The organism is Actinocorallia aurantiaca (assembly GCF_039533685.1).
Taxonomy (GTDB): Bacteria; Actinomycetota; Actinomycetes; order Streptosporangiales; family Streptosporangiaceae; genus Actinocorallia; species Actinocorallia aurantiaca.
This window is the reverse complement of sequence record NZ_BAAATZ010000037.1, coordinates 302,761-325,912: the sequence shown is the minus strand read 5'-3', so window position 1 is coordinate 325,912 and position 23,152 is coordinate 302,761. Positions and strand designations below refer to the sequence as shown.

Annotated in this window: 22 protein-coding genes; 7 read left to right on the top strand and 15 right to left on the bottom strand. The window is 69.6% G+C overall.

The window, feature by feature from the left end; genetic code table 11:
- Nucleotides 1–214: 214 nt before the first annotated feature.
- The 3 genes from ABD327_RS36420 (at nt 215) to ABD327_RS36410 (ending at nt 2,656) form a co-directional block, all read left to right on the top strand.
- Nucleotides 215–625: a hypothetical protein gene (locus tag ABD327_RS36420; protein ID WP_344458070.1), complete on the top strand. Its 411-nt coding sequence runs from the start codon at nt 215–217 to the stop codon at nt 623–625.
- A gap of 136 nt (nt 626–761) precedes the next feature.
- Nucleotides 762–1,679 (top strand): DUF5996 family protein, encoded by a 918-nt coding sequence (locus ABD327_RS36415; RefSeq protein WP_344458067.1) that lies wholly within the window; start codon nt 762–764, stop codon nt 1,677–1,679.
- 77 nt (nt 1,680–1,756) lie between these two features.
- Entirely contained in the window at nt 1,757–2,656 is a 900-nt protein-coding gene (locus ABD327_RS36410; RefSeq protein WP_344458065.1) for a hypothetical protein, read from the top strand.
- Between the two features lie 325 nt (nt 2,657–2,981).
- On the opposite strand, the gene ABD327_RS36405 is transcribed toward ABD327_RS36410, so the two are convergent.
- From ABD327_RS36405 to ABD327_RS36395, 3 genes are all read right to left on the bottom strand, one after another.
- Nucleotides 2,982–5,987: a DUF6493 family protein gene (locus ABD327_RS36405; protein WP_344458063.1), complete on the bottom strand. Its 3,006-nt coding sequence runs from the start codon at nt 5,985–5,987 to the stop codon at nt 2,982–2,984.
- Nucleotide 5,988: 1 nt separating this feature from the next.
- Nucleotides 5,989–7,314: an SWIM zinc finger family protein gene (locus ABD327_RS36400; protein WP_344458061.1), complete on the bottom strand. Its 1,326-nt coding sequence runs from the start codon at nt 7,312–7,314 to the stop codon at nt 5,989–5,991.
- Between the two features lie 191 nt (nt 7,315–7,505).
- Nucleotides 7,506–7,895: an ATP-binding protein gene (locus ABD327_RS36395; protein WP_344458058.1), complete on the bottom strand. Its 390-nt coding sequence runs from the start codon at nt 7,893–7,895 to the stop codon at nt 7,506–7,508.
- 412 nt (nt 7,896–8,307) lie between these two features.
- Here ABD327_RS36395 and ABD327_RS36390 point away from each other — a divergent pair, with 412 nt between their 5' ends.
- Both ABD327_RS36390 and ABD327_RS36385 read left to right on the top strand, forming a co-directional pair.
- Entirely contained in the window at nt 8,308–9,153 is an 846-nt protein-coding gene (locus ABD327_RS36390; RefSeq protein WP_344458057.1) for a helix-turn-helix domain-containing protein, read from the top strand.
- Nucleotides 9,150–9,344, top strand: a complete 195-nt coding sequence (locus ABD327_RS36385; protein WP_344458055.1) for a DUF397 domain-containing protein — start codon at nt 9,150–9,152, stop codon at nt 9,342–9,344. Before ABD327_RS36390 ends, ABD327_RS36385 begins: the two co-directional genes overlap by 4 nt.
- A gap of 57 nt (nt 9,345–9,401) precedes the next feature.
- On the opposite strand, the gene ABD327_RS36380 is transcribed toward ABD327_RS36385, so the two are convergent.
- The 5 genes from ABD327_RS36380 to ABD327_RS36360 all read right to left on the bottom strand — a co-directional run bounded on the left by ABD327_RS36380 (nt 9,402) and on the right by ABD327_RS36360 (nt 13,561).
- Nucleotides 9,402–10,211, bottom strand: a complete 810-nt coding sequence (locus tag ABD327_RS36380) for an alpha/beta fold hydrolase (protein ID WP_344458053.1) — start codon at nt 10,209–10,211, stop codon at nt 9,402–9,404.
- 39 nt (nt 10,212–10,250) lie between these two features.
- Nucleotides 10,251–10,850, bottom strand: coding sequence for a LutC/YkgG family protein (locus ABD327_RS36375; protein WP_344458051.1), 600 nt, complete (start codon nt 10,848–10,850; stop codon nt 10,251–10,253).
- Complete coding sequence (locus ABD327_RS36370; protein ID WP_344458049.1) at nt 10,834–12,234, bottom strand: lactate utilization protein B; 1,401 nt, start codon at nt 12,232–12,234, stop codon at nt 10,834–10,836. Before ABD327_RS36370 ends, ABD327_RS36375 begins: the two co-directional genes overlap by 17 nt.
- On the bottom strand, nt 12,231–12,974 hold the full coding sequence (locus ABD327_RS36365; protein WP_344458046.1) for a (Fe-S)-binding protein: 744 nt from the start codon (nt 12,972–12,974) through the stop codon (nt 12,231–12,233). The genes ABD327_RS36370 and ABD327_RS36365 overlap by 4 nt, the downstream gene beginning before the upstream one ends.
- 164 nt (nt 12,975–13,138) lie before the next feature.
- Complete coding sequence (locus tag ABD327_RS36360; RefSeq protein WP_344458044.1) at nt 13,139–13,561, bottom strand: Rv0361 family membrane protein; 423 nt, start codon at nt 13,559–13,561, stop codon at nt 13,139–13,141.
- Nucleotides 13,562–13,764: 203 nt separating this feature from the next.
- Between ABD327_RS36360 and ABD327_RS36355 the strand changes: the two genes are divergently transcribed.
- Complete coding sequence (locus ABD327_RS36355; protein ID WP_344458042.1) at nt 13,765–14,652, top strand: NAD(P)-dependent oxidoreductase; 888 nt, start codon at nt 13,765–13,767, stop codon at nt 14,650–14,652.
- 209 nt (nt 14,653–14,861) lie between these two features.
- On the opposite strand, the gene ABD327_RS36350 is transcribed toward ABD327_RS36355, so the two are convergent.
- Nucleotides 14,862–15,398, bottom strand: a complete 537-nt coding sequence (locus ABD327_RS36350; protein WP_344458040.1) for a DUF7822 domain-containing protein — start codon at nt 15,396–15,398, stop codon at nt 14,862–14,864.
- 288 nt (nt 15,399–15,686) lie between these two features.
- Between ABD327_RS36350 and gndA the strand changes: the two genes are divergently transcribed.
- Nucleotides 15,687–17,126, top strand: coding sequence for an NADP-dependent phosphogluconate dehydrogenase (gndA, locus tag ABD327_RS36345; RefSeq protein WP_344458038.1), 1,440 nt, complete (start codon nt 15,687–15,689; stop codon nt 17,124–17,126).
- Between the two features lie 10 nt (nt 17,127–17,136).
- Here gndA and ABD327_RS36340 read toward each other — a convergent pair whose 3' ends face one another.
- The 6 genes from ABD327_RS36340 to ABD327_RS36315 all read right to left on the bottom strand — a co-directional run bounded on the left by ABD327_RS36340 (nt 17,137) and on the right by ABD327_RS36315 (nt 22,989).
- Nucleotides 17,137–17,676, bottom strand: coding sequence for a DUF7822 domain-containing protein (locus ABD327_RS36340; RefSeq protein WP_344458036.1), 540 nt, complete (start codon nt 17,674–17,676; stop codon nt 17,137–17,139).
- Nucleotides 17,677–17,772: 96 nt separating this feature from the next.
- Entirely contained in the window at nt 17,773–18,726 is a 954-nt protein-coding gene (locus ABD327_RS36335) for a phage baseplate protein (protein WP_344458033.1), read from the bottom strand.
- 192 nt (nt 18,727–18,918) lie between these two features.
- Nucleotides 18,919–20,436 (bottom strand): MFS transporter, encoded by a 1,518-nt coding sequence (locus tag ABD327_RS36330; protein WP_344458031.1) that lies wholly within the window; start codon nt 20,434–20,436, stop codon nt 18,919–18,921.
- Nucleotides 20,437–20,651: 215 nt separating this feature from the next.
- Nucleotides 20,652–22,169, bottom strand: a complete 1,518-nt coding sequence (locus ABD327_RS36325) for an MFS transporter (protein ID WP_344458029.1) — start codon at nt 22,167–22,169, stop codon at nt 20,652–20,654.
- Between the two features lie 153 nt (nt 22,170–22,322).
- A complete protein-coding gene (locus ABD327_RS36320; RefSeq protein WP_344458028.1) occupies nt 22,323–22,475 on the bottom strand; it encodes a hypothetical protein in 153 nt (50 codons plus the stop codon).
- Between the two features lie 106 nt (nt 22,476–22,581).
- The gene (locus tag ABD327_RS36315) at nt 22,582–22,989 is read right to left on the bottom strand and encodes an Rv0361 family membrane protein (protein WP_344458026.1); all 408 of its coding nucleotides are present in this window, start codon (nt 22,987–22,989) and stop codon (nt 22,582–22,584) included.
- Nucleotides 22,990–23,152: the final 163 nt, after the last annotated feature.

Below are 23,152 nucleotides of genomic sequence, written 5' to 3'. Positions count from 1 at the left end.
CTTCCGCTAGGGTCTTAATCCCCTAGATTCACAATATCTGTCTATATTTGCAGCGTATCGTTGCCGTTGCAGCAGCGCCAGGAGCTCACCGGCCGCGGATACGGCACACCGGGCAAGCCGTGCCGCGACCCAGAGCGACAGCCCATGAGCTTTACGTTCCGCTCAGCGCGCCATTTTCCTCGAAATTGGTGTGCTTGTCTTAAGAAAGCTACAGATGAACCTCACGCACGTCGTCAACAACGCCATGAAGGCATTCCGCCAGAACGTCCCCGAGTACGTGGGCGCGGGCGTCGTCGACATCTCCACCGGCATGCTGCTGGCCGTCGACACGATCGACAACCACCCCCGCGACATCCTCGACGTCGTCGCCGCGGCCACCGCCGACCTCTTCCAGGGCCGCACCGTCCTGCAGATCGAGGAGCTGTGGAAGCAGAACCGCGGCGTGGTCGACAACCGCCGCTACTTCCACGAGATCCTCGTCAACAGCGAGCACCTCGTCCACCTCTTCATGCGCAGCAAGACCAACCCCGACATCGTCGCCGTGGTCATCTGCACCCGCCACGTCAACGTCGGCATGCTCTTCGCCCAGGCCCGCTCCGTCATGCGCGAACTCGAAGGCGGCTGACGCCCCTCCGCTCCCGCCGGGCCGCACCCGGCGGGAGCGTCGTCCTTACCAAGCGCTTGGTCGGGTGCATCGGCGGCGAAGACGGGGAAGGTCTCCTCCCACCCGGTGCCAGGCGCCCGGCGGACGGAGGCGGAAGATGGCGGTCCCATCCCAGGTGTGGCCCTCGCTGCCCGTGGCGGAGTGGCAGGCCACCCGCGACACCCTCACCCTGTGGACGCAGGTCGTGGGCAAGATCCGCATCGCCCGCACGCCGCCGGTCAACCACTGGTGGAACTCCCCGCTCTACCTCACCGCACGCGGTCTCACGACGTCCCTGATCCCCCACGAGTCGGGGCGCTGCTTCAGCGTCGACTTCGACTTCCAGGCCGACCGCCTCGACATCTCCGTCACGGACGGCACGGGCGGAGGCTTCCCCCTCACCGCCGTTGCGGACGTCGCGGACTTCTACCACCGGATGATGACGTCCCTGGACGCCCTGGACCTCTCCACACCCATCTGGCCGGTCCCCGTCGAGCTCCCCGACGCGATCCCCTTCCCCGACGACGACGTCCACCGCGAGTACGACCCCGCCCAGGCCCGCCGCTTCTGGCAGCTCCTCGTCCAGATCCACCGCGTCTTCACCGAGTTCAGGTCCCGCTTCGTCGGCAAGTCCAGCCCCGTCCACCTCTTCTGGGGAGCCCTGGACCTGGCCACCACCCGCTTCTCCGGCCGCACGGCCCCGCCCTACTCCGGCGAGGTCCCCAACTGCGGCCCCCACGTCATGCTGGAGGCCTACTCCCACGAGGTCAGCAGCTGCGGCTACTGGCCCGGCGGCGAAGGCGAGGGCGTCTTCTACTCCTACGCCTACCCCGAACCCCCCGGCTTCCGCGAAGCTCCGATAACCCCGCCCGAAGCCCACTACGACGAACCCCTGGGCGAGTTCGTCCTCCCCTACGAGACCGTCCGCAAGTCCCCCGACCCGGACGCCGTCCTCCTCTCCTTCCTCCAGTCCACCTACGAGGCCGCCGCCACCCGCGCCGACTGGAACCGCCCCGCCCTGGAACGCCACCCCTGACCGGCCCGCCCTCGAACAAGAGGCAAAGGTTTCGGAAAGTGATGACGCGAACACTCAGTGTGAAGCAAGATCTCGGCATGCCCAGTCCCATCCACGAGGCGCTGCACCACGCCCTCAGAGACGATCCCGACCTGATCGGCAGCGTCCTGCGCCATGCCGCAGGAGTGAACCTGACCGTGCTCACGGCAGAGGAGATCACCAATGACGCCACCAGCATCCAGGTCACCGAACGCCGTTGCGACACCGTCATGCGCCTGGAGATCAAAGGCCACGGCACCGTGATCCTGCTCGTCGAGTCACAGACCAAGAGAGACCCGGACAAGGAGACCGTCTGGCCGCAGGTCGTCGCCCACTTCCAGGACAAGTACGACTGTCCCGTCGTCCTGCTGGTCATCACCCAGCATGAGAGCACCGCCGCCTGGGCCCGCGGCCCCTTCTCCCGGTCCTTCGCCGGTCTGCCCGCCAGCCTGGCCCTCTTCCCCACCGTCGCCGGCCCCGTCACCATCCCGCCGATCACCGACCCGGTTCAGGCCCGCACCGACATCCCCGGCGTGGTCCTGTCCGCCCTCGTCAACGGCTCCTCCAAGGACGCCCCTGGCATACTGGAAGCGTTGAAAGACGCCCTGAACACCCTCGGCGAAGAGGAGAGGGTCGCCCGCTACGCGGGGCTCGTCCAGGCGAGCCTCCAGAACAACCCGATCGCCCTGGCCCTGTGGGAGGACATCATGAGCACCAGCACCCAGCGCTTCGTCTCCACCGCCGAAGCCCGAGGAGAGGCTCGGGGAGAAGCCCGGGGAGAGGCCCGGGGCGAAGTCCGAGGAGAAGCCAAGGCGCTGCTCCTGATGCTCGAGACTCGGGGCGTCACCGTCACCGACGAGGCCCGCGAGCGCATCACCGGCTGTGAGGACCTGCGGCAGATCGAAGCCTGGATCGTGCGCGCCCAGAGCATCACCGCCATCGACGAACTCTTCGACTGACATACCCGAGGGCGTCGGCCTGCGGGTTCGCCCTGAGAACAGGCCCGCACAAGCCTTCGGCGTTATCAGATACCAGCCCATCGGTACGGCTCTCGCCGTACCGATGGGCTGAGTCATCTATGCCCAGTGCTTCACCGGAGCGACGGTCCACGACGTCAGGCACGGGAACACGACCATCGTCACTCATCCGTTGGAGCTCACCGATGCCTCGGAGGGCTCACTCGCTCGGCTCGGTGCTCTTGCGTATCGCATGGGGGAGAGGACGCGCTGAACAGTCGAGTCCCGCTTCGGTGTGCTCCTTTCCCGACGGGCCGATGCCGCTGGGTCAGGGGGCGGTGAGGGTCTGGTGGAGGCGGGCGGCCTCTTTGGCGGGGCGGGAGGTGGGGGAGGCGGGGGTCCAGGTGGTGAGGGCGGGGAGGGGGGTGCGGATGTGGTGGAGTTCGGCGGTGGTGGTGGCCAGGGAGAGGAAGGGTGCGAGGCCGGTGCGGGCGGGGGTGCCGGGTTCTGGGAGGAGGGCGGGGATCGCTTCGGCGAAGAAGGGCCAGAGGGGGGCGCCGGCGCGGACGGCTTCGGTCAGGGGTGGGAGGAGTCGGGTGAGGGGGAAGGTCTCGGTTTCCAGGAGGGGTGGGAGGAGCCGGCCCAGGTCGGAGGCGGGGAGGGCGTCCTGGGCGGCGAAGGACAGGAGGGCGTCGACGGCTCCGGCGCGGTCGGGGGCGTGTTCGGAGCCCAGGGCGTGGAGGAGGACGGCGGCGGTGGCCTGGCCGGTGGGGCCGGTGGCGTCGGTCAGGGCCGGCAGGACTGCGGCGTTGTCGTAGGGGTCGTGGGAGCGGGAGGCCAGGTGGTGCAGGAGGTGGGCGGCGGTGAGCTCGCGGTGGGAGGGCAGGACCGCGGGCCACCAGGGGATCTCCGCCGCGTGGTGGCCCGTGGCGACCTGCTCTGCGGGCGGGGTGATGGTGCCCAGGAGGCGTGCCGAATGCAGGGGGGATTCGCAGACGGCCGTGGCGTGGAAGTGCGAGAACTCCTCCCAGGACTGGTCCGCGTGCCAGGAGTAGCGGTGGTGCTTGACCGGGACGAAGCCGTAGACGAGGTCGGGGGCGCGGAAACCGCCGGAGGCCAGCCACTCGCGGGCCCGGACGGCAGCGGGGGAGGACAGCCCGTCCAGGCCGGGGACGTGGACGGTGTCGGCGGGAAGGCGCAGCAGGGCCTGCTCGAGGTCGTACACTCCCGGCTCCTGCCCGGCCTCTTCCAGGGTGCGCAGGCGGGCGGCGAAGACGTCGGGATCCAAGTGTCCGGTGGAGGAGGTGGGGGTGGCCAGCAGGACCGGAGCGCCGAGGTGGGCGGCGGCGTCGACGAAGCGCAGGTGCAGGAGGCGCGCGGGGGCGGGGAAGTCCTCGCCTCTCCGCTGGTGCTGGGAGAGCACCCGGATGCGGTGGTCGACGGCGGCCGCGGCGTCGAGGAAACGCTCGTGCAGCGAACGCCGGGACGCGGGAGGGGTTCCGCCTTCCCCCTTGGCCTTCTTGCGGGCCCGGCGGTCGCGGCGCAGAAGGCCCTCGCTCCGCTGCAGCAGGACGTGGATGAGGAAGGAGGGGCCGAAGAGCTGGTGGACGTAGCTGTCGTGCAGCATCCACGGCGCGTCGGCGTGGACGTGCTGCTGGAGCTCCTCGACGATGGAGGGGCCCATGGTGACCAGGCCGGCCGTCAGGCGTTCCGTCTCCGCCCAGCTCATGTCGTGGTTCCGCAGGTGGAGGACGGTCTTCTCGAAGAGTTCGGCGGGTGAGGAGATCGGCCCGGGCAGGTCTGTCGGGGCGGGCGCGTACAGGACGGGCGGGGCCTCGGGCTCGGCTGCCTCGACGGCGCCGAACGCCTCGGTGATCAGCGGCAGGAGCGTGCCGGGCAGGACCCCCGCAGCTTCACGGACGGTTTCGGCGGTGAGCGGATCGGCCTTCCCGGCGTGCTTCACCGCGAGTTTCACGGCGCGTTCCCGCAGTTCGGGCCGCTCGTGCCCGAACAGGGTCGCGGCGAACGCGACGGCGGCGGCCTCGCATCCCCGGTTGCGCGCCCTGCGGTCCAGCCAGATCAGCGCCGCCTTGACGAGCTTGGCCTCGGGCCGGAACAGCAGCGCCTCGACCGTCTCGGCGAAGAGCCCGTCGTCCAGCGGCGTCCGCTCGTCGACGGCTTTGACCTGGCCGAACGCGAGTTCCGCGACGGCGGGCGGTGCGACCGGCAGCAGCCGCACATAGTCGCGGAGCCGGGCGGCGCTCTCCTCGGCGGTCGGCGCCAGCGCCTGGTGCAGCCGGATGAACCAGGCGAGGTCCCGGGCCCGCCCGCCGCGCAGGAACCGCCGCACGCACCCGTCGAGCAATGCCTCCCTGCTCACCGGAGACACCGCGCCGTCCGCCGTGCGCGCCCCGCCTGCCGTGTCCGCGGTCTTCGGCATGTCCGCACCACCCACGGCGTCCGCACCACCCACGGCGCCTGCCGCACCCACGGCGTCCGCCGCATGCGCGGCGTCCACGCCATCTGCGGCGTCCGCCGTGCCCGCCGCACCCACGGCGTCCACGCCATCCACGCCATCTGCGGCGTCCGCCGTGCCCGCTGGACGCGCGGCGTTCGCAGAGCCCGTGGCGGCCGCCGCCGCGAGGAGCTTGCCGATCCAGGAACCGGTGCGGCTCCACGTTCCGTTCTCCTCGGGCCGCTCGCCGGCGAGCCTGGCGCCGACTCCCTCGGCCTCGAAGATGAACGGCACGAGCGCGGAGAAGAACGGGTCCTGCCCGCGCGGGGTCGTACGCCTCCAGGCCAGCCAGCCGACGACGAAGGCGTCGTTCGTCGGAGGAGCCTCCCCGGCGGAGAAGAGCAGTCGCGTCGCGAGCTCCCAGTTCCGCTGGCCCTCGTTGTCCCAGGGGTCCATGTCGCGGAGACGCAGCTTCCCGGCCAGCCGCCGCCCGACGTCGGCACGCCACGAGGCGGGCCGGTGGGAGGAGGCCCGCATCACCACCTGCTCCGTTCGCTGCTCGGAGGATCGCCACACCTGCAGGTCCCGGCGGACGAGCCAGGCGGCAGCGGCGGCGGCGGGCAGACACGCCGCACCGGCGGCCTTCAACGCCAGGTTCTGCGCGTCGCGCAGGGAGACGCTCCGGTCGCTGCGCCAGGTCCGCTCTTCGAGCGAGCGCACGTAGGCGGGCAGCTCACGGGCGACCTCTTTGCGTCCCGCGTCGTCGAGCGTTTCCAGCAGTTCCAGGACCGCCGGGACGTTTCCGGCGGTGATCTGCTCGCGCAGCGTTTTCCAGGCGGAGTCGGTGATCAGCTCGCGCAGCCCTTTCCAGACGGACATGTCAGTTCTCCTCACGGGTGTGGATGCGGACGGCCAGGACGTGCTTGCAGGGCCCTCGCCCGCCCCGGTTCCCCGTCCACCAGGGGCAGGTGCAGGACCAGGTCTCCGACCGCACCTGGTACACGCCGGTGTCGCCCGTCACCTGCGCGACCCCGGGGGAGACGATCCGGACGCCGCCCTTCTCGGCCAGCGCGCGGGCGGCGCGCAGCCGCGGGTTCATCGCCTGGACGCGGGCCGCGTCGTAGGGCAGCTCCCGGTGGAAGAACGCCGCTTCGGCGGTGTCGTAGCCGACCTTGCCGCCGGTGCCGAGCTGGGTGAGGGCCGCGCGCACCCGGGAGGGTTCCAGCCCGGCCCGGTCGGCGAGGTCGCCGGGCTCCAGGCGCGGCTCGAACGCCAGCAGCGCCGCGACGAGCTCGGCGTCGGCGGCCGTCTCGTCCTCGGCGAGCGCGTCCAGCACCGCGCCCTCGCCGGAGAACCCGCGGTTGAGCTCGGGGGAGAGGGTGAGCACGTACCGCATGCCGGGCAGCTCCAGCTCCCACGCGCTCGCCACGGGCGGCGACCCGGCGGCGATGGCGGGCCCGTAGACCCGCAGCCCCTTGGCGAACCGCAGCAGCGGCGCCAGGGTGGCGAGCCGCTCGGGCCCGGCGAGGCAGACGCCGCCGGGCACCGGCCGGGCGGCCACCCGCAGCCCTCGCCCGGCGGGCTGCGCCCACAGGACGCGGCCCCGCCGGGGCAGCCCCCGCACGAACCGCACGGCCTCGGCGGCGGGCAGCTCGGCCCGCAGGTCGAACCCGGAGGCGATGGCCTGCACCTCGGCGAAGGACCGCAGCCACCGCTCCGGCAGCGGGACCTTCTTCTCGACGGTCGATCCGTCCAGCGTCGTGACGACGAGCTCGTCCTCACCGACGGCCAGGTGCATCGGATCGGACCCGCCGACCCGGGCGAGCGCCTCCCGCAGCGGCCCGTTGACGTCGACGTTCGTGGTGCCCAGCGACGTCACCTCCCCGTCGAGCGCCTCCTGAAGGACGTCGAGCCTCGCGTACACACCGGCGCACGCGGAGAACGACTCCATGCGCAGCCGATCGCCGTTGCAGGTGACGACCGGATCCCGGAAACCGGTGGGCCGCGGCTGGAAGTACCGCGTCTGGGCCACGTCCGCGAGCGCGAGCAGCCCCGCCGCCCCCACGTCCCCGCGGGTGAGCAGGCCGCTGAAGAAGTGCGGATGCGCCACGGTTCCCCGGCTGGTCACGCCACCCGAGGTGGAGAGCCCGAGCCGTCCCTGCACCAGCCCCGAGGGAGCCGCATACGAATACGCCTGCGTCGTCATGCCCGGAAAGCTAGATCACCCCACCGACAAAACCGCTCGGTTCTCGACAGGCCCCGGAAGCTCCCCCTCTCACCTGCGTTTCCTCCGGTTCCCCGCCCGGCCCGACTGCGTCTCGGCCGACCTGTGCCGTGACCGGCGAGGGACGCGGACTGCGCCGCCGGTGTACGCACGCCTCTTCATCAGGGGCCTGATCACCGTGTACCGGAAACGGGCAGCGAAGCCCAGACCCTCCGGCCTGCCTCAGTGGGTTCGGACCCCCATTCCAGCGACATCAGTTCGACCATCCACAGCCCGCGCCCGCTGACGGCCTCGATGTCAGCGGGCCGCGCCTCCGGTTCCCGCCCGGACCCCAGGTCGGAGACGGCGACGCGTACTTCGTCCGGCCCGAACCCCGCCTCCACCGCGAACCACCCGCCGGGTCTCCCGCTGCGGGTGTGCAGGACGGCGTTTGCGGCGAGTTCGCAGGCCACGAGCTCCGCCAGATACACGGCCTCATGTCCGTCCGCCACGAGCCGGACGAACCGTCGGACCTCCGCCAGCTGATCCAGCGTCCCGGAGAAGACACGGTGAGGTCGGGACATCTGTTCTCCACAAGCACCGGAGCGGTCTTCACCGGTGCCCGAATGCGCCTGCCGCCGGCTGTCGTCGAAAGGTTCGAACACGCTGTTCCTCCTCAGAATCTGTGCCGGTTTCCGCGTGTGGCCCGGACGTGAAGAACGCCGACGGCCAAGGCGATGAGGAGGATCAGGGCCCAGAGAACAATCGTGAGTACCGTCATGCCGCCTCGCTCCTCTCATGCTCGGGATCTCTCGCCCTTCGCTGAACGGACGGCTCCACGCGCCTTCCTCCGGCCCCGCGAAAGCCGGTCTGTGATCAGCCGGACACCGAATCACCGGACAGTCTGCTGACAGGGCGTTACTCTCTGCTACGAAGCCGTGTCAAGTAGACGGACAGCCGTCCGCGCCCCCGTCAACCAAGCGCCGGAGGACACCGATGTCCCACGCCTCCTACGAGTCCGATCCCGACGCCCTGCGCGCCCACTTCGCGATCGAGCTCCGGCGGCAGCGCACCCGCGCGGGCCTGTCGATGAACGGGCTCGCCAAGGCCCTCGGCTGCACCGCGCAGTGGATCTCCCAGCTGGAGCAGACGGAGAAGCCCGTCCCCGAGCAGACGGCCTTCGACCTGGACACCTGCTTCAAGACCGAGGGCTGGGAGGAGAACGACGGCCTGTTCATCCGCGTCTACCGCGCGATCCAGCGAGCAGGCCGACGCCGTGTCCTCCACCAGGGTTTCGGTGAATTTCTCCGGCATGAGGCCAAATCCATCGGTATTCGCGGTTTCGCCGCACAGATCGTGCCTGGTCTCCTCCAACTTGAGGACTACGCGCGGGCTCTCATGGACCCCGCCGAGCTCTCGGAGACGTTGGACGCGCGTGTAGCCGGACGCATGGAACGCCAATCGATCTTCACAAGGGATCTACCGCCTAAAGCGCTGTATGTCCTTGATGAGTCCGTGTTTCGACGTCCTGTCGGCGGCCCCAAGGTCATGGCCGCTCAGATCGACCATCTCATCGGAATGGCGCAGTCCCCTCAGGTGCAGATCCGCATCCTCCCCTTCGACAGGATCACCCCTGTGGCTCTGATCGGTGGGTTCATCCTGCTGAGCTTCGAGAGAGAACCCGAGCTCATGTACATCGAATCAGCCAGTTTCAGCCAGTTGGTCGACAGCCGAGAGGTTCTGTTCAATGCCGGAGTAGATTTCAACACGATGATGGGCGAAGCGCTTTCCCAGGCCGACTCCATCGCGTTCATGAGCCGGATCCGAGAGGAGTACATGTGAGTTACTCGGCAGACACGGCACCGCAATGGCGTAAGAGCAGCCATAGCGGAGGAACTGGCGGCGAGTGCGTCGAGGTCGCCGCGACGCGAGACCGTCTTCTGATTCGCGACTCCAAGAATCCCGATGCAGGGCACCGGGAGATGTTGCGAGGCGCGTTCGCCGCTCTCGTCGCAGGGATCAAGAACGCCTGACAGCCGCAGGCGACGCGGGGCGGGTCGGCCGGGACGGCACCGAAGTGCTCCCGGCGCTCATTCATGTTCGCTCTCGATGCGCGTCAGAAAGGCGAGCAGGGCCTTGGAGGCCGCTTCGGGAGCGTCCAGGGTGACCACGTGGCCGGCGTCGGGGATCACGACCTCCTCGATGCCCTCGGCTGCGGCCCACTGCGGCATCGCGGTGGCGATGTTGCCGGTGCGGTCCTTCGCGCCGCGCAGCAGCAGGAGAGGGACCGGAGTCCGGTAGGCGGGGTCGGGGTCGACGAACCGAGTCGTCGCCAGCCAGACGGAGAGGAACTCGGCCTTCGGCATCGCGGAGAACACCCGGACGAGGTCGGCGCGGGCGGTGTCGGTGACGGCGGAGGCGTCGGCCATCATGCGCGGCAGGGCGCGGGCGGGGATGAGGCGCAGCACAGGCGCGGCCGACTTCAACGCGAGCCGCTCCATGGCGCTGAGCGGGCCGGTGTTCCAGGCGGAGTCGAGGACGGCCATCGCGGAGTAGCGGTCGGGTGCGCGCCGCACGAGTCGCTGGGCGAGGTTTCCGCCGAGTGAATGCCCCACGAGAGCGGGGCGGCGCAGGCCGAGATGCGCCACGAGGGCCTCGATGTCGGTGGCGAGGACCTCGGCGCTCAACGAGGCGGTGTTCGGGCGCGACGACCCGTGGCCGCGCAGGTCGAGCAGGACCGCCCGGAAACCGGCGGCGACGAGCGTCTCGTACTGGGCGGCGTACATCGTGTGGTCCGCTCCCGCTCCATGCAGGAACACCACCGGTCGTCCGTCTCCTCCCGAGTCGGCGTACCGCATCGCGCATCCGTCGAGCCGCAGCACTCCCTCGAGATTCACCATGATCTCAATATAGATCGCGATATGTCGCGTTCCATGCGGTCAGGTGAGGAAGACCTCGAGAGTGCGGGGGCCGTGGACGCCCTCCACCCGGGACAGTTCGATGTCGCTGGTGGCCGAGGGCCCGGACACGAACGTGAGGGGGCGGGTCGCGTCGAGGAGGGCGAGGGCGCCGGGCACGTCGGCGGAGATCCGGTCGGCGGTGACGACGACGAGGTGGTGGTCGGGCACCAGGGTGAGGGCGCGGCGGCCCTGGCCGGGGCCGTGGTCGAGCACGATCGTGCCGGTCTCGGCGATCGCCGCGGCGCAGCCGGTGATCACACCGGCGACGGCCGTCAGATCGGTGTCCGCTCCGGCGCGGCGGGACGGCTCGATCCCGCTGACCCACTCCTCGGGCACGCCGTCGGGGATGACGTATCCGCCCTCCCACAGTGCCCGGGACAGGGCTCTCGGCAGCTCCCCTTCCGGGACGAGGTGGACGACGGCCTGGTAGTCGGCCAGCCGCTCCGCGAACAGTTCGACGAGGTCGACGTCCGGGTGGTGCTCGTGAAGGTAGTCGCGCCGGAGCGCCGCGTGCTCGGCGGCCGGATCGCCGTCAGGTGAGCCGAGCCGGGCCAGGATGGTGTCACGTGCGGTCGTCATGGGTGTTCCTCCACCAGGCGCGGAAAGACTGGACGGGCGGGACGGGCAGGTCTCGGGTGTCGGCCCACGCCCTGGGGTACCGGAGGCGCCGGGCGAACCCGCGGCCCGCCGAGGCGGCCCGCTGCGCCGCCTTCAACCGGACGGGTGAGCGCAAAGCCCAGCCCGCGGCTCCCATCACCATCCGTTCTACCGGTTTCTTGACGACTTCGGCCCGCAGATGGACCAGTACTTCGGGAATATCGATGGCGACGGGGCAGACCTCGTAGCAGGCCCCGCACAACGACGACGCGAACGGCAGCGAGGCGTCCACCTCCGAGCCGATACCGCGCAGCTGAGGCGAGAGAATCGCTCCGATGGGCCCGGGATAAGGCGACCCGTAGGCGTGCCCGCCGGCCCGCGCGTAAACGGGGCAGACGTTCAGGCAGGCGGAGCACCGGATACAGCGCAGCGCCTGCCGTCCGATCTCGTCGTCCCGGACGCGGGTACGCCCGTTGTCCAGCAGGACCAGATGGAAGTTCCGAGGTCCGTCGCCCTCGTACACACCCGTCCAAGCGGACGTGTACGGGTTCATCCGCTCGGCGGTGGACGAGCGCGGGAGCACCTGGAGGAAGACCTCCAAATCCCGGACGGTCGGCAGTACCTTCTCGATTCCCATCACGGTGATCAGCGTTTCGGGCAGCGTCAGGCACATCCGCCCGTTGCCTTCCGACTCCACCACCAGCACGGTTCCCGTCTCCGCGATCGCGAAGTTCGCTCCGGAGACCGCCACCTTCGCCGCCAGGAACCGCTCCCGCAGATGCAGCCGGGCCGCGTCGGCCAGTGCGGAGGGGTCGTCCGTCAGGTCCTCGGGAGCCGAAGGCATCTCCCTTCGGAAGATCTCCCGGATTTCCGCGCGGTTCTTGTGGATGGCCGGGACGAGGATGTGCGACGGCCGGTCGTGTCCCAGCTGCACGATCAGCTCGGCCAGATCGGTCTCGTAGGCGGCGATTCCGGCTTTCGCCAGCGCCTCGTTGAGCCCGATCTCCTGGGTGGCCATCGACTTGACCTTGACGACCTCTGTCTCACCGGTCTCCCGCACGAGCCGGGTGATGAGCGCGTTCGCCTCGTCCGCGTCACGCGCCCAGTGCACCGTCCCGCCCGCGGCCGTCACCTTCTCCTCCAGCAGCCGCAGGTAGTGGCCGAGATGGGCGAGGGTGTGGTCCTTGATCTGCTTGGCGGACTCGCGCAGCTCCAGCCAGTCGTCGAGTTCCGCGACGGCCTTGGCCCGCCGGTCGCGGATCGTGCCGGTCGCGTGGGCGAGGTTGCCGCGAAGCCGGGTGTCGGCGACGGCCTTCCGGGCGGCCTCCGGGAAGGACGGCATGCCCAGGTACGTGGGCATCGTCATGCTCGCTCCCCCTCACGTGTACTCGCGAGGATCTCGGCGAGATGCATCACCCTCACGCCCGACCGCTGACGCGAGAGTGAACCTCCGATGTGCATCAGGCACGAGTTGTCGGCCGCGCACAGCACCTCGGCCCCGGTCGCCTTCACCGAGGCGACCTTGTCCGCGCACATCGCAGCCGACACGTCGGAGTTCTTCAACGCGAACGTCCCGCCGAACCCGCAGCACTCGGCGGCGTCCGGCAGGTCCACCAGGTCGATCCCTCGCACCTGGCGCAGCAGCCGCAGCGGCCGGTCGCCGATCTTCAGCATCCGCAGCGAGTGGCACGTCGGGTGGTAGGTGACGCGGTGCGGGAAGGACGCCCCCACGTCGGTGACGCCCAGCACGTCCACCAGCAGCTCCGACAGCTCGTACACGCGCGGCGCCAGCTCCTCGGCGCGGCGCGCGAGCCCGGGACGCCCCTGGCGGGCGGCGAGCTTGGCGTGCCACTCCCGCACCATCGCCGCGCACGACCCGGACGGGGCGACGACGGCCTCGTAGCCGGAGAACGCGCGGGTGAACGACTCCACCATCGGCAGGGCCTGCTTGGGATAGCCGGTGTTGAGGTGCATCTGCCCGCAGCACGTCTGGGCCTCGGGGAAGACGGCCTCGTGGCCGAGCCGCTCCAGCAGGGAGACGACCGCCCTGCCCGTCTGAGGGAACAGGGTGTCGTTGACGCAGGTGACGAAAAGCGCGATCTTCACGGTGCCGTCGATTCCCGGATGACGAGTTCCGGCTGGAACATGATCTGCTGGTGGGAGTGCTCGTCGTCATCCTCGCACTCTTCGAGCGTGACCTGCCGTTCCATGCCCTCCGCCTTCGGAGTTTCCCGGAGGACATGGAACGTGTCGACGGCGTGCTCCGGAGGTCAGCCGTTGTCGGCCAGGCCGCAGATCTTCCACTCGCCGTTCTGCTTCACGAGCTTGGCGGTGGTGTCGCGGGTGAGGGAATCGCCGTCCACGGAGAGGGTGACCGAGAGGGAGACGCTGGCGGTGTCGCCGCTCACCTGCTCGCCGGTGACCTTCCAGGAGATCTCGCCCTGATCCGACGGGAAGGCGATCGCGTCGTTGAGGTCGTGGTCGGCGCAGGTCAGGGAAGCGGCCTTGGCACGGTCGCCGTCGCGCATGGCCCCGAGGAAGGACTCCGTCACCGAGGTCGGCCCGCCACCGGACGAGAACAGGGTGGCGATGAGGAGACCGGCGATCAGGACCACGGCGAGGGCTCCGCCGAGGATGAGGAGCAGTTTCTTCTTGGGGGCGGACGCGGGACCTGTGGGGGGAATGTCGTTCATCCGTCTCTTCCTGAGAAGCAAGATCTTTTGATGGGCGGGTCCTTCCTAGGGGATCGGGCCTGTTCTGTCCATTCGGCCGTCGAGACATCGCGGTTTTCCGGGAGCGGGCTTGACTTGAAGTTTGATTCAACTTCTACGGTGGCTCGTGATCAATGAGTCGCGGTGGCCGGATTTCCGGCCGCCGCCGTGGAAGGGAAGACGACGTGACCGTGGAGAACAGGGACGTTCCGCAGCCCGTGACCGTGCTCGGCCTGGGGGAGATGGGAGCCGCGGTCGCAGGCGTGTTCCTGGCGTCCGGGCATCCGACCACCGTGTGGAACCGCACACCGGAGAAGGCCGAAGCCCTGGTGGCCGGGGGCGCGCTGCGGGCGGCGACGGTGCGCGACGCCGTCACGGCGGGCGAAGTGGTGTTCGTCAGCGTGAAGAGCGCCGCCGCGGCCTCCCGCCTCCTGGAGGAAGCGGGAGGAGCCCTCGCGGGCCGCACGGTGGTGAACCTGACGGATTGCACATCTGGCGAGGCGAAGGAGACGGGCCGTCTGGCCGCCGAGTCGGGGGCGGACTACCTGCACGGCCAGATCATGACGATCGCACCGGCCCTCGGAGCCCCGGAGAGCGTGGTCTTCTTCGGGGGAGCGGAGTCCGTGTACGACCGCCACCGCCCGCTGCTCGACCTCCTGGGCGGCAAGGGGGCCCTGGTCGCCGCCGATCCGGGAGCGCCGGTCCTGTACGGCATGGCCGTGCACGGCACCATGTGGGGCATCCTGAACGGTTTCCTGCACGCCGCCGCCCTGCTGAAGGACGAGGGCATCGAACTGAAGCGATTCCTCGACCATGCCGGCCCCTCCCTCACGGCGCTCACGTCGTTCCTGCCGTCGATCGCCGACGAGGTCGACCGGTCCCAGTACGCCGCACAGTACGGAGCCCTGCGCCACCACCTCCCGTCCATCGACGACCTGCTCCGCGAAAGCCGGGCCAGGAACGTCGCCGACCACCTCCCCGCCCACACCCTCTTCCTCGTCACCCAGGCCATCGCGGACGGCCACGCCGACGACAACTACTCGCGCATGATCGACTACTTCGCCGAGCGCTGACCCCGGGCCGCCGCCCGGACTTCGGTCCTCCCTTTCGGGGTGAAGGGGAGGACCCGGCCGGGACGCCGCGAGGAGCGCACCGGGGCGGGTCGTCATCGGTTCAGACCCGCGACCTCGCCCACATCCCGCTCTCGTCACTTTCTGTATTCGCGAGACAGGGATGAGCGGGCGCGGACGGTTTGTCACCGTTCCCGGAATCCTGATCGCGGTCAGTCGGGGAACGAGTAGGACAGGTGGCTGACATAGAAGGAGACGAAATGCGTCGGCCATTCCCTGCGGATCTCCTCCAGCCAGGCCGTCTCTCCGCCGCCGAGGGCGGCCCGGGCCCGGGCCGCGGCGGGCTCGATCTCGTAGCGGATCAGCTCCCGGGCGGCCGTGTCCAGGTCCGCCTCGCGCAGGTCGAAGATCTCGCCGGCCTCCAGCAGGAAGTAGCGCGACTTCTGCTCGTCCAGATGCCGGGCGATGAGGGCGACCAGGTCGTCGAAGTCCTCCCGGTCCGGGACCTCGCCCTCGCCCACCAGCCGGAGCAGGGCGAGAAGGAGGTCGGCGCCCTCGGCGTAGTCGGCGGCCACGCACATCGGCGGATCCCACATCATCGACGGGACGACGGTCGTCCCGTGCCCGACCAGGAGCAGCTGGGCCAGCGGAATGCTCCAGTTGTGATCGGAGACGGACCTGACGGGACGGGGGGTGTCGTCCTTCGTCGGCAGGGAGTCCGCCGCGTAGAGATGAGAACGGTGCGTCATGACGTGACCTTAATGTGAAGATCATGGCCGAGGCTGGGTTTCCGCTTCGGGGGAGGGCTTCCGGCCGCGGTGAAGACTGCGTTCGGGAACTTTCCGGAATCACTTCCCCATGGCCTGAGCGGCGTCCTCCCGCGTTCGGCAGGGCCCGCTTCGCGCCCGCCGCCCGGCCGGCATGTGTTTCTCCGGCGGGGGTCCGGACAGACCTCTTGGAGGACCTCGCGCGAGCCGGGAACCGGCGGAGCGCGTCCGGCCGTCCGGGGGGCGGCGCAGAACGAAGGAGTGGAGACGATGACCGCAACGAGCCGTATCGGAGTGACGGGGCTGGCGGTGATGGGGGCGAACCTGGCCCGCAACATCGCGCGGCACGGAGTGCCGGTGGCCGTCCACAACCGCACGGCGGAGCGGACGCGGAAGTTCATGAGGGAGTACGGGGGCGAAGGGGAGTTCACGGCGGCCGAGACGGTGGAGGAGTTCGTCGAGGCGCTGGAGCGGCCGCGGCGGATCATCATCATGGTCAAGGCGGGCGGGCCGGTCGACGCGGTGATCGACGAGCTCGCACCGCTGCTCGAAGAGGGGGACATCCTCATCGACGGCGGCAACTCGCACTTCAACGACACCCGGCGTCGCGTCGAGCGGTGCGAGCGGGACGGGTTGCGCTTCATCGGGACGGGGGTGTCCGGAGGCGAGGAGGGAGCGCTGCTCGGGCCGAGCATCATGCCCGGCGGGGACCGCGAGGCCTACGCCGAGGTGGAGGAGATCTTCACGAGCATCGCGGCGAACGTCGACGGGACGCCGTGCTGCACGTACGTGGGGCCGGACGGCGCCGGACACTACGTGAAGATGGTGCACAACGGCATCGAGTACGCCGACATCCAGCTCATCGCCGAGGCCTACGACCTGCTCCGCCACGTCGCGGGCCTGGACGTGCCGGCGATCGCGCGGACCTTCGAGGAGTGGAACTCCGGCGACCTGGAGTCCTTCCTCGTCGAGATCACCGCGAAGGTGCTGGCGAAGACCGACGAGCGTACGGGCGGGCCGCTCGTCGACGTCATCGTCGACGAGGCCGAGCAGAAGGGCACCGGGCGCTGGACCGCGCAGGACGCCCTGGAGCTCGGCGTCCCGCTGACGGGCATCACCGAAGCGGTGTACGCGCGCACCCTGTCGTCCCTCCGCGAGGAGCGGGGCAGGGCGTCGGGCGTGCTCCGGGGCCCGGTGCCGAGCGAGGAGAAGGACCGCAAGGAACTCGTAGACGACATCCGGCAGGCCCTTTACGCGAGCAAGGTCGTCGCGTACGCCCAGGGCTTCGCCCAGATGCACGCCGCCTCCCGCACCCACGGCTGGGACCTGGACCTGGGCGCGATGGCGACGATCTGGCGCGGAGGCTGCATCATCCGGGCGCGCTTCCTCGACCGCATCCGCGACGCGTACGCCGAGCGGCCGGACCTGGAGAACCTGCTGACGGTCCCGTACTTCACCGAGGCGACGGCCAAGGCCCAGGACGCGTGGCGCCGGGTCGTCATGACGGCGACCGAGCAGGGCGTCCCGATCCCGGCGTTCTCCTCCTCGCTGTCCTACTACGACGGCTACCGCCGCGAACGCGGCCCGGCGGCCCTCATCCAGGGCCTGCGCGACTTCTTCGGCGCCCACACCTACCACCGCACCGACGCCGAAGGCGCCTTCCACACCCGCTGGGCGCAGGACGGCACGGAGGTCCGCACCGACACCTGACCGGCCGGGGTCAGTCGCTGGGGAAGGAGTAGTAGAGGTGGTCGGAGTAGAAGGAAGCGAAGTGCGTCGACCAGTCCTTGCGGAGTTCTTCCAGCCAGGCCGTTCTTTGGCCGTCCAGGGCGGCTCGGGCTTGGGCGACGGCGTGCTCGATCTCGGAGTCGATCAGATTCTGGGCGGCCGTGTCCAGGTCCGTTCCCTCGATGCTGAAGATCTCGCCGGGCTCCAGGAGGAAATGGCGGGACTTCTGCTTCTCCAGGTGCCGGGTCGTGCGGGCGACCATGGCGTTGAACTCCTCCCGGTCGGCGACCTCTCCTTCACCCACCAGGCGGAGCAGGGCGATGAGGAGGTCGGCACCCGCGGTGTAGTCGGCGGCCAGGCCGACCGGGGGGTTCCAGATCATCGACGGGACGACGGTCGTCTCGTGCCCGGCCAGGATCAGGTGGGCCAGCGGGACACTCCAACCGTGCTCGGAGATGCACTTGATTGGACGGGGGATGCCGTTTTCCGTCGGCAGGGAGTCGGCTGCGTAGAGGTAGGAACGGTTCGCCATCCGCGTGATCCTAGTAGCAAGATCACACGGATGGCTGCCGATTATGTCGAATTGACCACTTCCTTATCGGCATTAACCGATCGGTCCAGGCATGGGTTACTTCAAGGTGCTCTTGTAGAAGAGGCTGGAGCGCCTGTTCGGGGAGGAGCCGGAGGAGAAGCCGAAAGTGAGGCGGGGGCGGCCGGAGACGACCTGGACGGCGATGCCCTCGGGTTCGCGCTTGTCCTTCAGGAGGGACTTGCCGGCGTGGGTGAGGAACTTGCCGCGGCGGCCCGAGCGGAGGTCGACCCAGTGGAGGAGGGTGTCGTCCTTCGACTGCGCGCCGGAGATCAGGTAGGCGTACTGGCCGAGGCCGGTGAATCCCTGGTTGGGGGAGGAGGCCGGGTGGTCGGGGAGCGCCTGCTCGGCCAGGACGTTCGCGGGGCCCAGGCGGCCCGCGCGGGCGTCCGCGAGGGAGAAGACGGCGACGCGGGGCCGGCTGGAGCCGTCGCGGAACCGGACGAGGAGGCGGTTGTGGACCGGATCGATCGCGGGCTGCGGGTTCTTCTTCAGATTGGGAAGCTTCGGGGTCCGGTCCAGGACGCCCGCGGACGTGGGCTTGATCGTCTTGCCGTTGACGAACTTGAACCGGGCGACGCGGGTGCCGAAGCCGCTCTTCGGGTTGGCCTTCGACTCCGTCCAGAGGTAGACGGCGCCCTTGTAGCGCTCGACGCCGATGGAGACGCCGTGCCCGAACCCGCGCAGGACCATCCAGCCCAGCTGGCGGCCGGTCGCGGTGGTGCGGGTGATGATCAGGTCGCCGGTCTTGGAGCCTGCCTTGACCTGCGCGAAGTAGATCTCCTGCTTGGCGTTGTCCCACCCGAACGACTGCATGATCCAGCTGCCGCTGCGCAGCGGCTTGCGCCACAGCAGCGTCGGCGACGGCGTCGTCAGGTCGAAGCGCTTCGAGGCGGGGACATCGGCCTGCGCGGGACCGGGCAGCAGCAGCGCTCCGGAACCGGCCGCCCCGAGCAGCAGCGCCCGGCGGCTGAGAAGGGAATCAAAGGACATGCCGCCCGATGATTCACCAAAGGCATCACCGGAACAATTGCCTGAGCACACGAAAAATCTTGGTTCTCGTAGGTCCCCACGCGGTCGGTGAGCCGTCCGGATGCTTGAGGGAGAACGCGTTCATCAGCTTGTAGGGGCCGATGGAAGAGCCCCGCCTTCGGGGGAGGGCGGGGCTCGAACGGGCGGTGGCGGTCAGCCGACGGGGGCCGCCGTGTCGGGGGCGGGCTGCTCCTGGCGGGGGGCGTTGACGGCGGTCATGACGATGACGAAGCCGGCCGCGAACAGGCCCGAGGCCACCAGGAAGGCGGTGGTGTAGCCGTGAGTGAGGGCTTCGGCGGCCTTCTGGACGAGGGGGGCGTCGCCCGCGGCGGCGGCTTTGAAGAACGTGCTCGAGGCGTCGGGGAGGCGGCCGTCGGCGGCGGTGACGGCGACGGTGCTCAGGGCGCCCAGGCCGAGGGCGCCGCCGACCTGCTGGGAGGTGTTCAGCAGGGCCGAGGCGATGCCGGCGTCCTGGTCGCGGACCCCGCTGACGGCTCCCAGCGCCATCGGCAGGAAGCTGCAGCCCAGGCCGAACGCGGTGAGGAACATCGCGGGGGCCACCTGGGTGAGGTAGTCGGATCCCGGTTCCAGCGTGGAGAACCAGAACATGCCGCACGCGCCGACGAGCAGGCCGGGACCGGCGATCATCCGGGGCGCCGTCCGGGTGAGGAGCTTGGCGCCCAGGCTCGCGGCGATGCCCACGCCGACGCTGAACGGCAGGTAGGACAGGCCGGTCTTCAGCGCGCCGTAGCCGTGGATCTGCTGCATGTAGAGGGAGAGGAAGTAGAAGGTGCCGAACATGCCCGCGCCGATGAACATCATGGTGACGTAGGAACCGGACCGGTTGCGGTCGGCGAACAGGTGCAGCGGCATCATCGGCTGGGCGCTGCGGCTCTGGACGGCGAGGAAGACGGCGAGCAGGACGAGCGCCGCGGCGAACGAGGCGAGGGTGAGGGGATCCGTCCAGCCGGCGTCGCCGCCGCGGGTGATGCCGTAGACGAGGGCGAGGAGGCCACCGGTTCCGGTGACGGCGCCGGGGATGTCCAGGCCGCCGGTGTTGCGCTCGCCCTCGGCCAGCACGCGCGTCCCGGCGAGCACGAGGATGCCGATGGGGATGTTGATGAACATGACCCAGCGCCAGTCCAGGTAGTTCGTGAGCGATCCGCCGAGCAGCAGCCCGATGACCGAGCCCATGCCCGACATCGCGGCGTACACGCCCATGGCCTTGTTGCGCGGCTTGCCCTCGGCGAAGTTCACGGTGATCAGCGACAGTGCGGTGGGCGCGGCGATCGCGGCGCCCACGCCCTGCAGGATCCGGGCCGCGATCAGGTGCGCGTCGATCTGGGCGAGGCCGCCCAGCAGGGAGGCGCAGATGAAGATGACCAGCCCGACGCGGAGCATGCGCCGCCGTCCGAAGAGGTCGCCGGAGCGTCCGCCGAGCAGCAGCAGCCCGCCGAACGCCAGAGCGTAGGCGTTGACCACCCAGGCCAGTCCCGAGGCCGACATGCCGAGGTCGGTCTGGATGCTGGGCAGCGCGATGTTGGTGATGGTGCTGTCCAGAGCCACCATCAGCTGCGCCGCCGCGATCACCACCAGTGCCAGCGTCGTACGGGAGGGGGGAGACGCCTCGTCCGGAGGGGCGGGAAGGCTCTTGGGGGATATGTCGGACACAGGTACTCCTGGGGGTCGTGCCGAGTTTTGTGGCACTCTACAAGCCCTCCACCACGCTTCCCAGAGCCGGAACCCGACCCCGTGCGGGCGCTGCTCGACGCTTGTGTCTGACTTCTGCACGTTCTGCGGCGGCTTGCGCTCGCGGAGGCGTGAAAGCCGACGAGTCCCCACCCCGGAAAGAGGGATGAGGACTCGTCGTGGTGAAGCGGGGACCGTCAGCCCATGTGGACGGCGGCGCCGTTCTCGGACTGCTCCTGGCGGGGCGTGTTGATGGCGGCGACGGCGATGACGAGCGCCGCGACGAACAGGGTCGTGGCCACCAGGAAGGCGGTGGTGTAGCCGTGCGTGAGGGCCTCGGCCGCCTTCTGGAGGAGGGGCGCGTCGCCGAGGGCGGCGGCCTTGAAGAAGCTCTCCGAGGCGTCGGGGAGCCGGTCGTTCGCCACCGTGGCGGAGATGGTGCTGAGCGCGGCGAGGCCGAGGGCGCCGCCGATCTGCTGGGTGGTGTTGATCAGCGCCGAGGCGATGCCGGCGTCCTGGTCGCTGACCCTGCTGACGGCGCAGAGCGTCATCGGGACGAAGCTGGAGCCGAGGCCGACCGCGGTGATGAACATCGCGGGCAGGATGTGGGTGAGGTAGGCGGAGCCCGGCTCCAGGGTGGAGAACCAGAACATGCCGAGCGCGGCGGCGACCAGGCCCGGACCGGCGATCACGCGCGGGGCGACGCGGGTGACGAGCTGGGAGCCCAGCCCCGCGGCGATGCCCATGCCGAAGCTGAACGGCAGGTAGGCCAGGCCGGTCCTGACGGGGCTGTAGCCGTGGATCTGCTGCAGGTAGAGGGTGAGGAAGTAGAAGGTGGCGAACATGCCCGCACCGATGAGCATCATGGTGACGTAGGCGCCCGCGCGGTTGCGGTCGGCGAACAGGCGCAGCGGCATCATCGGATGCGTGGTGCGGCTCTGGACGGCGAGGAAGACGGCGAGCAGGACGAGCGCCGCGGCGAACGAGGCGAGGGTGAGGGAGTCGGTCCAGCCGGCGTCGCCGCCGCGGGTGATGCCGTAGACGAGGGCGAGCAGGCCGCCGGTTCCGGTGACGGCGCCGGGGACGTCGAGGCCGCCGGTGTTGCGCTCGCCCTCGGCCAGCACCTTCGTTCCGGCGAGCACGACCAGCCCGATCGGCACGTTCACGAACATGACCCAGCGCCAGTCCAGGTAGTCCGTCAGCACGCCGCCCAGCAGCAGGCCGACGGTGGAACCGATGCCCGCCATCGCGGCGTACACGCCCATCGCCTTGTTGCGGGGCTTGCCCTCGGGGAAGTTCACCGTGATCAGCGACAGCGCGGTCGGCGCGGCGATCGCGGCGCCCACGCCCTGCAGGATCCGCGCGGCGATCAGCTGTGTGTCGTTCTGCGCCAAGCCGCCCAGCAGCGAGGCGAGGGTGAAGACGACCAGGCCCACCCGGAACATGCGGCGCCGTCCGAAGAGGTCGCCGGAGCGTCCGCCGAGCAGCAGCAGCCCGCCGAAGGCGAGCGCGTAGGCGTTGATCACCCAGGCCAGTCCCGAGGCCGACATGCCGAGGTCGGTCTGGATGCTCGGCAGCGCGATGTTGGTGATGGTGCCGTCCAGCACGACCATCAGCTGCGCAGCCGCGATCACGACCAGCGCCAGGCCCGTATGGGACGAGGCGGGTTCTCCGCCCTCCCCTTTGGAACGGACTTTTTGCATGGTTTCGGACACGGGGGGGCTCCTGAAAGTCGGATGTCTGTTCGAAGGAACAGTACAAGGCCCCACCGACACTTCTGGAACGGTTTTTTTCCGCCTCACCCGGGGGTCGGGACTCCCGGAAACCCGGGCGGAGGGGGGCCGGCCGGAGCCGGCGCCCCTCCGGGATCAGTGCCGCCGCCGCCCGCCGAAACGCTGCAGGACGCCCTGGATCCGAGCCTTGTTGCGAGGATCGCGGGCGAGCTGCTCGGCGCGCGTTCTGGCCTGCTGTCCCTGCGGACTGGCGAGAAATCGCTTGATGCGTGCGATGAGCGATGCCATGTCGTCCCCCTTCGGCGCCGAACCGGATGGTAAAGGCGCACCTGGTCTTTCAACGCCGTTTCTCCCCCGTCGGTTCCCGAAAGCGGAGCGCCGTCGCGGACCGGTGCTACTGGCGCAGGTCGCAGACCTTCCAATCGCCGTTCTCTTTCACCAGCCCGAACGTCCCGGCGGAGGTTCCCGTACTTCCGTTCTCGAAGAGCGTGATGCTGACGATGACGTCCGCGGCGTCACCGGACACCTTCTCACTGATGATTTTCCACTCGATGAGGTTCTCGTCCTCTTCGACGACCTTGGCGATGGAATTCACGTTCTTCGCGCAACTCAGGGACCGGACTGCCGCACGGTCCCGATCCTGCGCCGCTTCGAGGAACCTCTCGGTGGTCTCGGTGGGCCCGCGCCCGGAGAACAGGGCGATGGCCAGGCCCGCGACCAGCAGGATCGCGAACAGCACGCCACCGATCAGGAGCCATTTGTTCCTCGGATTCCCGGATGAGGCGTTCGAGGCGTCGGTCATGCGTCCCTTCCCGGAAGTCGATCACCATGATCACTTCTATTTCGGGATCTTTCTTATTACGTCCGGCTTCTCCTGTCCACCGGCCTTCCAGCACCGCCGATGAGTTCATCCGCGAACCGCCGGCCCTTCGAATTCGCAGGCCAGGGGCACGGGCCGTCTCATA

Coding starts and splice junctions, on each gene's coding strand:
- ABD327_RS36420 (WP_344458070.1), top strand. CDS start 215: ATGAACCTCACGCACGTCGTCAACAACGCCATGAAGGCATTCCGCCAG.
- ABD327_RS36415 (WP_344458067.1), top strand. CDS start 762: ATGGCGGTCCCATCCCAGGTGTGGCCCTCGCTGCCCGTGGCGGAGTGG.
- ABD327_RS36410 (WP_344458065.1), top strand. CDS start 1,757: ATGCCCAGTCCCATCCACGAGGCGCTGCACCACGCCCTCAGAGACGAT.
- ABD327_RS36405 (WP_344458063.1), bottom strand. CDS start 5,987: ATGTCCGTCTGGAAAGGGCTGCGCGAGCTGATCACCGACTCCGCCTGG.
- ABD327_RS36400 (WP_344458061.1), bottom strand. CDS start 7,314: ATGACGACGCAGGCGTATTCGTATGCGGCTCCCTCGGGGCTGGTGCAG.
- ABD327_RS36395 (WP_344458058.1), bottom strand. CDS start 7,895: ATGTCCCGACCTCACCGTGTCTTCTCCGGGACGCTGGATCAGCTGGCG.
- ABD327_RS36390 (WP_344458057.1), top strand. CDS start 8,308: ATGTCCCACGCCTCCTACGAGTCCGATCCCGACGCCCTGCGCGCCCAC.
- ABD327_RS36380 (WP_344458053.1), bottom strand. CDS start 10,211: ATGGTGAATCTCGAGGGAGTGCTGCGGCTCGACGGATGCGCGATGCGG.
- ABD327_RS36375 (WP_344458051.1), bottom strand. CDS start 10,850: ATGACGACCGCACGTGACACCATCCTGGCCCGGCTCGGCTCACCTGAC.
- ABD327_RS36370 (WP_344458049.1), bottom strand. CDS start 12,234: ATGACGATGCCCACGTACCTGGGCATGCCGTCCTTCCCGGAGGCCGCC.
- ABD327_RS36360 (WP_344458044.1), bottom strand. CDS start 13,561: ATGAACGACATTCCCCCCACAGGTCCCGCGTCCGCCCCCAAGAAGAAA.
- ABD327_RS36350 (WP_344458040.1), bottom strand. CDS start 15,398: ATGACGCACCGTTCTCATCTCTACGCGGCGGACTCCCTGCCGACGAAG.
- gndA (WP_344458038.1), top strand. CDS start 15,687: ATGACCGCAACGAGCCGTATCGGAGTGACGGGGCTGGCGGTGATGGGG.
- ABD327_RS36340 (WP_344458036.1), bottom strand. CDS start 17,676: ATGGCGAACCGTTCCTACCTCTACGCAGCCGACTCCCTGCCGACGGAA.
- ABD327_RS36335 (WP_344458033.1), bottom strand. CDS start 18,726: ATGTCCTTTGATTCCCTTCTCAGCCGCCGGGCGCTGCTGCTCGGGGCG.
- ABD327_RS36320 (WP_344458028.1), bottom strand. CDS start 22,475: ATGGCATCGCTCATCGCACGCATCAAGCGATTTCTCGCCAGTCCGCAG.
- ABD327_RS36315 (WP_344458026.1), bottom strand. CDS start 22,989: ATGACCGACGCCTCGAACGCCTCATCCGGGAATCCGAGGAACAAATGG.